Below are 9,243 nucleotides of genomic sequence, written 5' to 3' on the forward strand. Positions count from 1 at the left end.
CTCTCCCATCTAAAAAGAGGGGGGTTATGTCCGTTTTTTAATTGATGTATATATAGGAAAAAGCTAGCTTCTACTTAAAGTAAAGTAGAAGCTTCTCCGCTTTCTTATTTCATACTTTCTAAAAGTTCTTGCTCATAATCATAAAGAGCTGTTGGATAATCCCCATTAAAGTAAGCCATACATAAGCCGCCGTATTTCCCTTCATATGGGCGTCCAATTGAATCTACTAAACCATCTTCACTTAAAAATGTTAAAGAATCTGCTCCGATAATTTGACGGATTTCTTCTATAGAGTGATTTGCTGCGATTAATTCTTTTCTCGTTTGAATATCAATTCCATAAAAACATGGATACTTAAGAGGCGGGGAAGCAATTCTAACATGCACTTCTGTCGCTCCAGCCTCACGAAGCATACGAACAATTCGTTTACTTGTTGTTCCTCTTACAATAGAGTCGTCAATCATAACAACCCGTTTCCCTTCAACCACACCTCGTACTGCTGAGAGCTTCATTTTTACCCCTTGCTCACGCAATTCTTGAGACGGTTGGATAAAAGTACGACCAACGTAACGATTTTTAATTAATCCTAATTCGTATGGAATTCCAGTTGCTTCTGCATAACCAATCGCTGCCGAAATACTAGAATCCGGTACACCCGTTACAACATCCGCTTCAATAGGCGCTTCCATCGCTAAACGTTTCCCCATGCTTTTACGTGCTGCATGAACATTAATGCCAGCAATATTGGAGTCTGGGCGTGCAAAGTAGATGTATTCCATACTACAAATTGCATGTTCTACCTCATTTGTAAAACGATCTACTTGAATACCTTCGTCATTAATGATAAGTAGCTCCCCAGGTTCTACATCGCGAATATATGTTGCACCAACTACATCAAAAGCACATGTTTCAGATGCTACAACGTACGCATCTCCCATTTTCCCGATGGAAAGTGGGCGGAACCCATTCGGATCTAGCGCAACAATCATTTCGTTCCCTGTTAGTAAAAGATACGCAAATGCACCTTTTACTTTATTTAACGCATCTTTCACGCTCTCGATTAGTGAACCTTTTGTATTACGCTTAATTAAATGAAGCAGTACTTCTGTATCTGAACTCGTTTGAAAAATACTTCCTTCTGCCTCTAATTCACGGCGAAGCATCTTTGCATTAATTAAATTCCCGTTATGAGCTAATGCCATGCTATGATCAGAAAAACGGAATAGTAGTGGTTGCACATTCGCTACTTCACTTCCGCCTGCTGTTGCATATCGTACGTGTCCGATTGCAGATCTTCCGTCTAATCCTTCTAGCTCACCTCTTGAAAACACTTCTGATATTAAACCTAACCCCTTGTGACCGATGATTTTCTCCCCATTATTGACGACAATGCCTGCGCCTTCTTGCCCACGGTGCTGTAAACTGTGCAATCCGTAGTACGCAACTTGTGCTGCATTTTCATGCCCCCAAATTCCGAAAACGCCACATTCTTCGTTTAACCCCTTTATTTCAGCAAGCATGGGATTGCCCCTTTCCAAGCCTTTCTCATTTCATCAACATTTGCTGTAAGTAATACTTCATTTTCTTCATTATGAATTGTTACTTCATTTGTATTTGTGACTTCTCCAACTTGAATTGCTTCTACTACTTTCTCAAACGCTTCTTGTTGTTCACGTTTTACCGTTACAACAAAGCGGGATTGTGATTCTGCAAATAAGGCTGCTGTTGCTTCCCCATCTAATTTCACAGTAGCACCTAGGCCTTTCGCACCAATTGCACTTTCAGAAATTGCAACTGCTAATCCACCTTCTGCAACGTCATGTGCGGATTGAACAAGTCCTGCTTGAATTGCTTCTAGTAATTGTTTTTGACGTTTTGATTCCACTTCTAAATCGATGCTTGGTGATTGACCAAAGATCTTACCATATACCATCTTCTGTAATTCACTTCCGCCAAATTCAGCTTTCGTTTCACCAATTACATAAACTAAATCACCAGCTTGCTTAAATTCTTGTGTTGTTACATGTTTTAGATCATGAACAAGACCTACCATACCAACAGTTGGTGTTGGATACACAGCTTCACCGCTACGTTCGTTATACATTGATACGTTTCCACCGATAACCGGGGTTTTTAATGTACGACAAGCTTCACTCATACCGTCTACTGATTTCTCAATTTGCCAGAAAATCTCTGGTTTTTCCGGATTACCAAAGTTCAAGCAATCTGTAATTGCAAGTGGCTCTCCGCCAGAACATACAATATTACGTGCAGCTTCAGCTACTGCAATTTTACCGCCCATTTCAGGATCTAAGTAAATGTAGCGAGAGTTACAATCTGTTGTCATTGCTAATGCTTTCTCTGTGCCACGTACGCGTACAACTGCCGCGTCTGATCCTGGTGTAACAACTGTGCTTGTGCGTACTTGATAATCATATTGATCATATACCCACTCTTTACTTGCAATCGTTGGTTGTTGTAATAAAGCTAGTAATGTTTCTTTATAATTATCTACTTTTGGTGTTTCCATCTTCATTTCTTGGAACTCTTTAAAATATGCTGCCTCTTTTGATGGTTTATGGTAAATTGGTGCTTCTTCTGCCAATGCATCTGCTGGAACTTCTGCTACCATTTCACCTTTATGGAATAAGCGAAGCATTTTGTCTTCTGTTACTTTCCCCATCGCAACTGCTGCAAGGCCGTATTTTTCAAATAAATCTACAATCTCTTGCTCTCTACCTTTTTTCACGACAATTAACATACGTTCTTGCGACTCAGATAGCATCATTTCATATGGCGTCATACCCGTTTCACGCTGCGGTACATCATCTAAATACATTTCAATACCCATTCCTGCTTTACTTGCCATTTCCGCAGAAGACGATGTTAAACCAGCAGCTCCCATATCTTGAATTCCAACAAGAGCATCAGATTGAATAAGCTCTAAGCATGCTTCAATAAGAAGTTTCTCCATAAATGGATCGCCTACTTGTACTGCTGGGCGTTTTGCTTCTGAACTCTCGGACAGTTCTTCCGATGCGAAAGTTGCACCGTGAATACCATCGCGTCCTGTTGAAGCACCTACGTACATAACCGTATTACCAGCACCATGCGCTTGCCCTTTTTTAATATCTTCATGATTAATTAATCCAACGCACATCGCATTTACAAGTGGATTTCCTTCATAGCATGGATCAAATTGTACTTCTCCGCCCACTGTTGGAATACCAATACAGTTACCGTATCCTGCAATACCTGCTACTACTTCCTCAAATAAATATTTCACACGTGGTGATTGTAATTCGCCGAAGCGAAGTGAGTTTAATAGTGCTACTGGACGTGCTCCCATGGAGAACACATCGCGAATAATACCTCCAACACCTGTTGCCGCGCCTTGATATGGCTCAATTGCTGAAGGGTGGTTATGACTTTCCATTTTAAATACAACTGCTTGATTATCACCGATATCTACAATCCCTGCGCCTTCTCCAGGTCCTTGTAGTACATGTTCTCCTGTTGTTGGAAACTTGCGAAGAACTGGTTTTGAATTTTTATAACTACAGTGCTCTGACCACATAACAGAAAATAGTCCTGTTTCTGTGTAGTTCGGCAAACGCCCTAAAATCTTTTCAACCATGGCAAACTCTTCGTCCGTTAGCCCCATTTCCGCATATATACGTTCTTCTTTAATTTGTGTTGGATTTGGTTCAAGCATTAACGACATATGTTTCCCTCCAATGTTTCAAAATAGATTGAAAGACTTTTAAACCTTCAGCACCGCCAAGAAGTTCATCCACAGCACGCTCTGGATGTGGCATCATGCCAAGTACATTTCCTTTTTCATTTACAATACCTGCAATATCGGAAACACTTCCGTTTGGATTTTCTACGTAACGGAATGCAATTTGATTCTTTTCTTCTAATTCTTTAAGGGTTGCTTCATCACAGTAGTAATTTCCTTCACCATGTGCAATTGGAATATTGATGACTTCACCTTTTTTATATTGCGATGTAAACATTGTTTCATTATTTTCAACACGTAACTGAACAGTTCGGCACATGAATTTTAAATTTTCATTTCGCATTAATGCACCTGGTAACAATCCTGATTCAACAAGAATCTGGAATCCATTACATACGCCTAAAATTGGTTTTCCTTGCTCGGCAGCTTTTTGCACTGCCTTCATTGCATTTGCAAAACGAGAAATAGCACCACAGCGAAGATAGTCGCCATAAGAGAATCCACCTGGTAAAAGAATCGCATCATACTCATCTAAATTCTCTGCATCATGCCAAACATAATCTACCTCTTCGCCAAGCTCATCTTTAATGGCATGAAACATATCAACATCACAGTTCGAACCTGGAAATACAATTACGGCAAATTTCACTGTGCGACAACCTCCTCAACTTCGTAACGGTAATCTTCCATTACAACGTTTGCTAATAGTTTTTCACACATTTCTTTTACCTTGCTATCCAGATCAGTTACTGACTTATCAATTGTTAACTCCATATATTTACCGATGCGAACATCCTGCACTTCTGTAAAAGAAAGGCTATGCAGGGCACCTTTCACTGCTGTTCCTTGTGGATCTAGTACACTCTCTCTTAATGTTACATATACCTTTACTTTATACATGTGAAGCTCCCCCTAAACGTTTTAAAATTTCTTCATATGCCTCTGTTAAATTCCCAAGATCACGACGGAATACATCTTTATCAAATTTTTCATTGCTCGTTTCATCCCATAAACGACAAGTATCTGGTGAAATTTCATCCGCTAATATGATTTCCCCTGTTTCTGTTACGCCAAACTCTAATTTGAAATCTACTAATCTTACACGACAGCTTGCGAAATGCTCAATCAACACTTGATTGATTTGTAGAGCTGTTTCCCGTAATACACTTACTTGCTCTGGTGTTGCAACGTTTAACACACGAATATGATCTTCCGTTACAAGTGGATCTCCTAAATCATCATCTTTGAAGTAAAATTCTACAATTGGCGTTGTAAGAGCAGTTCCTTCTTCCATTCCTAGTCTTTTTGAAAGACTACCTGCAATTACATTTCTTGTGACAACTTCTAATGGAATAATACTCACCTTTTTTACAAGTTGTTCTGTTTCGGATAACTTCTCAATAAAGTGTGTTTTAATTCCCACTTCTTGTAACTTTCTGAACAATAAAGTTGTAATCTCATTGTTCAAACGACCTTTTCCTGTAATCGTCGCTTTTTTCTCCCCATTGAAAGCAGTCGCACTATCTTTATACTCTACCCAAACCATATCTGCTGCTTCTGTACGATAAATTCTTTTTGCCTTACCTTCATACAGCAATTCTAGCTTTTGCATTTCGCAAGCCCCCTGTAGTTTGAAAAATGTGAATAATGTTTTTATAAAGAATGGCACAGAATGACTCTATTCTGTGCCATATGAAATTTTACGCTTCATTTAATCCAAGACGTTCGAAGATTGTATCAACGTGTTGCATATGATGTTCATAATTGAAGCATTCGTTAATTTCTTCTTGCGTTAACTTACTTGTAATGCGCTCGTCAGCTTCTACAAGCTCTTTAAATTGTACTTGTGTTTCCCAAGCTTCCATCGCTTTAGGCTGTACAATATCATAAGCTTCTTCACGTACCATGCCTTTATCGATTAGTGTAAGCATTACACGCTGAGAATAAATTAAACCGTATGTTCTCGTCATATTGCGTTTCATATTCTCTGGGAATACAGTTAAGTTTTTGACGATATTACCAAAGCGATTTAACATGTAATTTAACGCGATTGTAGCGTCTGGTAAAATTACGCGTTCTGCAGAAGAGTGAGAGATATCACGCTCATGCCATAACGGAACATTCTCGTAAGCTGTCATCATATAACCGCGGATAACACGAGCTAAACCAGTCATATTTTCAGATCCGATTGGATTACGTTTATGTGGCATTGCAGAAGAACCTTTTTGACCTTTTGCGAAAGCTTCTTCAACTTCACGTGTTTCACTCTTTTGTAAACCACGAATTTCAACTGCCATCTTTTCAATGGATGTTGCGATTAATGCAAGTGTTGACATGTAATGTGCATGACGATCACGTTGCAACGTTTGTGTAGAAATTGGCGCTGCTTCTAATCCTAAGTTCTCACAAACATATTTTTCTACGAAAGGATCAATATTTGCATATGTACCAACCGCACCAGATAGTTTACCAACACGAACTGTATGAGCAGCTTGCTTGAAGCGCTCTACGTTACGTTTCATTTCTTCATACCAAAGACCAAGTTTTAAACCAAATGTTGTTGGCTCTGCATGAACACCGTGTGTTCTTCCCATCATAATCGTGTATTTATGCTCTTTCGCCTTATTAGCTAAAATGCTAGTAAAGTTCTCTAAATCTTTTAATAAGATTTCATTTGCTTGTTTTAAGATGTAAGATAAAGCTGTATCTACTACGTCTGTAGATGTTAAACCGTAATGAACCCATTTACGTTCTTCACCTAATGCTGGTGTTTCTGATACAGCACGAGTGAAAGCAACTACGTCATGGCGTGTTTCTTTTTCAATTTCGTAAATACGCTCCATATCAAATGATGCATGCTCACGAATTTTTTTTACATCTTCTTTTGGAATATCGCCAAGCTCAGCCCATGCTTCACAAGCTAAAATTTCAACTTCTAACCACGCTTTAAATTTGTTCTCTTCCGTCCAAATCGCACCCATTTCAGGGCGTGTATAACGACTAATCATCTTTTTCCCTCCAACAGTTGTTCTTGATGGTCCCAAATATGCAAACTCTTCGCTTTTTCTAGAGCACCTTCAATATTCTCATTTAAAATATTTACATGCCCCATTTTTCGCTGTGCTTTTGCTTCTTCTTTTCCATACAAGTGTAAATAGCACCCGGTTAATCTATTCACTTGTCCTAGGACCCCTTCTATATGTTCGCCTAAAATGTTCACCATGACAACTGGTTTTAACAAATTTGTTTCTCCAAGAGGTAAATTACAGATTGCTCGAATATGTTGCCCAAATTGACTCGTTTCACATCCATCAAGTGTATAATGCCCTGAGTTGTGAGGTCTTGGTGCTAATTCATTAATGTAAACCTCACCGTCAGCTGTAGCAAACATCTCTACCGCTAGTGTTCCCACAAGTTCTAATTCATCCGCAAGTACTTTTGCATAAGTAATTGCTTTTTGAGAAAGTTCTTCTGTAATACGAGCTGGAACGATAGATTCATGTAAAATGTTATTCACATGAATATTTTCTGCTACTGGAAATACCTTCGTTTCCCCACTTACACTACGAGTTACAATAACGGATATTTCCTTTTCAAATGGCACCCATTTTTCTAGAATACATTCAGTTTGATCGACAAGCTCTTTTGCTCTTGCAACATCAGCTTCACTTCTTAAAACAACTTGCCCTTTACCGTCATATCCTCCTGTTGTTGTTTTTAACACACAAGGGAAGGAAAGTTCCGTAATTGCTTCTAAAAGTTCATCGTGCTTCTGAATTAATCTATATGGCGCTACTGGCAAACCAACCTTTACGATTGCATTCTTTTCTGTAAAACGATTTTGCGTTTTGCTTAATAACTGACTGCCTTGTGGCAAATACGCATGTTTTTCAAGCCATTGTAGACATCTATAATCAATATTTTCAAATTCATATGTGACAACATCGCTTATCTCTGCTAAATACTGAATCGCTTTCAAATCATCATAGGCTGCAACAATTTCAATGTCAGCAACTTGTGCACATGGTGAATGTTTTGTTGGATCTAAAACAGCAATTTTATAACCCATTTCTTTCGCTGCCAGCGCCATCATTCTTCCAAGCTGGCCGCCTCCGATAATGCCGATTGTTTTTCCAGGTAAGATGATTCTCGTCATACTAGCTCACTACCTTCACGCACAGTTTTCTCAATAGCTTCTCGTCTCAACTCTAATGCATCATGTATGTCATCATAAAATGATCCAAGTATTTGTGCAGCAAGTAATCCAGCATTTGTTGAACCCGCCTTACCAATTGCAACAGTTGCAACTGGAACCCCTCCTGGCATTTGGACAATGGATAATAATGAATCTAGGCCGTTTAACGTTTTTGATTGAACTGGGACACCGATTACAGGAAGATTTGTCTTCGCTGCAACCATTCCTGGTAAATGCGCTGCTCCACCAGCTCCAGCAATAATAACTTTTAATCCACGCTCACGAGCTGTTTCTGCATATTCAAACATATAATCCGGAGTCCGATGAGCGGATACAACTTTTTTCTCATACGGTATATTTAATTCATCTAAAATGTCACAAGCATATTTCATTGTTTCCCAGTCTGACGTGCTTCCCATTATGACTCCAACTAGTGATTTCATATTAGAATCCCCCCGATTCAAATAAAAAAAGCCTGAAATAGAACAGTTTCTCTTTTACTATGAGAGAAAGCGCTCTACTCAGGCATACGTATCCCTTGTGAATAGAAAAATACCGAGTGACTTTCCCTCATAGTCTAACGAATAACGGTCGTTAGGTAGAGACTTGCAGGCCATATCCCCGCGATTATATGAGGTCTTATATATTATTGTTTCTATGGCTATATTAACAATATTTCATAAACAATGTCAATAAATAATCGAATGTTTTTTTATTAGTTATCGTTAACGTTCGTGTTTTAGTTATATTCAAAAGAAGAAGTGAAAATATATGCAAGTAAAAAACGAAATTGGGGTAGGAAGATCAGATGTATCGTATGAAGATCTCGTGGTTTAGCGATAGAATACCTTAACCATGATTTAATCAAATTTTATACTGCTCTTAATCTGAGCACATGAAAAAGTAATCAATTCAAGGCACAAATAATACCACTTTTTGTATATTTAAGCATCGCCTATGATACTATTGTTATAAATTCACACTAATTTATAGGTGGTTTAATTATGCGGAAACTTAACATATTGTCATATTTATGTTTTTTATCGCAATAACTGCTGCAATGATTGGATCCTCTTTTATAACATCTCACTTTTTCTATTCTCACTATTTAAAGCTTATGCTTCTTGTAGAAATAATCAGTCCCATTATCGGAATTATTTTAGGGTCTTTCGGAAAACCTGGAAGGCCAAAACAAATTGCTATTATTTTAAACAGCCTCTTCTTTATTCTTTTTTCACTTTTGGCATTGCTCAATTTATAGATTATGGCATTTGGCAAATAAAAATGAACACAAAAAAACCTAAGT

The 9,243-nt window shown here is 38.4% G+C and carries 8 protein-coding genes, 1 pseudogene and 1 riboswitch; of the genes and pseudogenes, 1 reads left to right on the forward strand and 8 read right to left on the reverse strand.

Translation table 11 applies throughout. The features are described 5' to 3' along the window. Nucleotides 1-104 precede the first annotated feature (104 nt). From purF to purE, 8 genes are all read right to left on the reverse strand, one after another. Nucleotides 105-1,520: an amidophosphoribosyltransferase gene (purF, locus tag V7183_RS16775; protein ID WP_335360229.1), complete on the reverse strand. Its 1,416-nt coding sequence runs from the start codon at nt 1,518-1,520 to the stop codon at nt 105-107. Next, entirely contained in the window at nt 1,505-3,724 is a 2,220-nt protein-coding gene (gene purL, locus V7183_RS16780) for a phosphoribosylformylglycinamidine synthase II (protein WP_335360230.1), read from the reverse strand. Before purL ends, purF begins: the two co-directional genes overlap by 16 nt. After that, nucleotides 3,708-4,391, reverse strand: coding sequence for a phosphoribosylformylglycinamidine synthase subunit PurQ (gene purQ, locus V7183_RS16785; protein WP_097899353.1), 684 nt, complete (start codon nt 4,389-4,391; stop codon nt 3,708-3,710). Before purQ ends, purL begins: the two co-directional genes overlap by 17 nt. Further along, complete coding sequence (purS, locus tag V7183_RS16790; protein ID WP_016132263.1) at nt 4,388-4,642, reverse strand: phosphoribosylformylglycinamidine synthase subunit PurS; 255 nt, start codon at nt 4,640-4,642, stop codon at nt 4,388-4,390. The genes purQ and purS overlap by 4 nt, the downstream gene beginning before the upstream one ends. Beyond that, nucleotides 4,635-5,354, reverse strand: a complete 720-nt coding sequence (purC, locus tag V7183_RS16795; RefSeq protein WP_097899352.1) for a phosphoribosylaminoimidazolesuccinocarboxamide synthase — start codon at nt 5,352-5,354, stop codon at nt 4,635-4,637. The genes purS and purC overlap by 8 nt, the downstream gene beginning before the upstream one ends. A gap of 88 nt (nt 5,355-5,442) precedes the next feature. After that, the gene (purB, locus tag V7183_RS16800) at nt 5,443-6,750 is read right to left on the reverse strand and encodes an adenylosuccinate lyase (RefSeq protein WP_097899351.1); all 1,308 of its coding nucleotides are present in this window, start codon (nt 6,748-6,750) and stop codon (nt 5,443-5,445) included. Then, nucleotides 6,747-7,898, reverse strand: coding sequence for a 5-(carboxyamino)imidazole ribonucleotide synthase (purK, locus tag V7183_RS16805; RefSeq protein ID WP_097899350.1), 1,152 nt, complete (start codon nt 7,896-7,898; stop codon nt 6,747-6,749). Before purK ends, purB begins: the two co-directional genes overlap by 4 nt. Beyond that, nucleotides 7,895-8,380 carry a 5-(carboxyamino)imidazole ribonucleotide mutase gene (gene purE, locus V7183_RS16810; protein ID WP_097899349.1) on the reverse strand — a complete coding sequence of 162 codons (486 nt, stop codon included), beginning with the start codon at nt 8,378-8,380 and terminating at the stop codon, nt 7,895-7,897. Before purE ends, purK begins: the two co-directional genes overlap by 4 nt. Before the next feature lie 110 nt (nt 8,381-8,490). Then, nucleotides 8,491-8,592: riboswitch (purine riboswitch) on the reverse strand. A 349-nt stretch (nt 8,593-8,941) separates the two neighbouring features. Here purE and V7183_RS25995 point away from each other — a divergent pair. Beyond that, nucleotides 8,942-9,198, forward strand: a pseudogene (locus tag V7183_RS25995) (hypothetical protein). Nucleotides 9,199-9,243 lie beyond the last annotated feature (45 nt).

This window comes from Bacillus sp. JJ1127, from assembly GCF_036965845.1.
Taxonomy (GTDB): domain Bacteria; phylum Bacillota; class Bacilli; order Bacillales; family Bacillaceae_G; genus Bacillus_A.

Excerpts from the sequence above, each read along its gene's own strand:
- purF (WP_335360229.1), bottom strand. The coding sequence starts at position 1,520 with ATGCTTGCTGAAATAAAGGGGTTAAACGAAGAATGTGGCGTTTTCGGA.
- purL (WP_335360230.1), bottom strand. The coding sequence starts at position 3,724 with ATGTCGTTAATGCTTGAACCAAATCCAACACAAATTAAAGAAGAACGT.
- purS (WP_016132263.1), bottom strand. The coding sequence starts at position 4,642 with ATGTATAAAGTAAAGGTATATGTAACATTAAGAGAGAGTGTACTAGAT.
- purC (WP_097899352.1), bottom strand. The coding sequence starts at position 5,354 with ATGCAAAAGCTAGAATTGCTGTATGAAGGTAAGGCAAAAAGAATTTAT.
- purB (WP_097899351.1), bottom strand. The coding sequence starts at position 6,750 with ATGATTAGTCGTTATACACGCCCTGAAATGGGTGCGATTTGGACGGAA.
- purK (WP_097899350.1), bottom strand. The coding sequence starts at position 7,898 with ATGACGAGAATCATCTTACCTGGAAAAACAATCGGCATTATCGGAGGC.
- purE (WP_097899349.1), bottom strand. The coding sequence starts at position 8,380 with ATGAAATCACTAGTTGGAGTCATAATGGGAAGCACGTCAGACTGGGAA.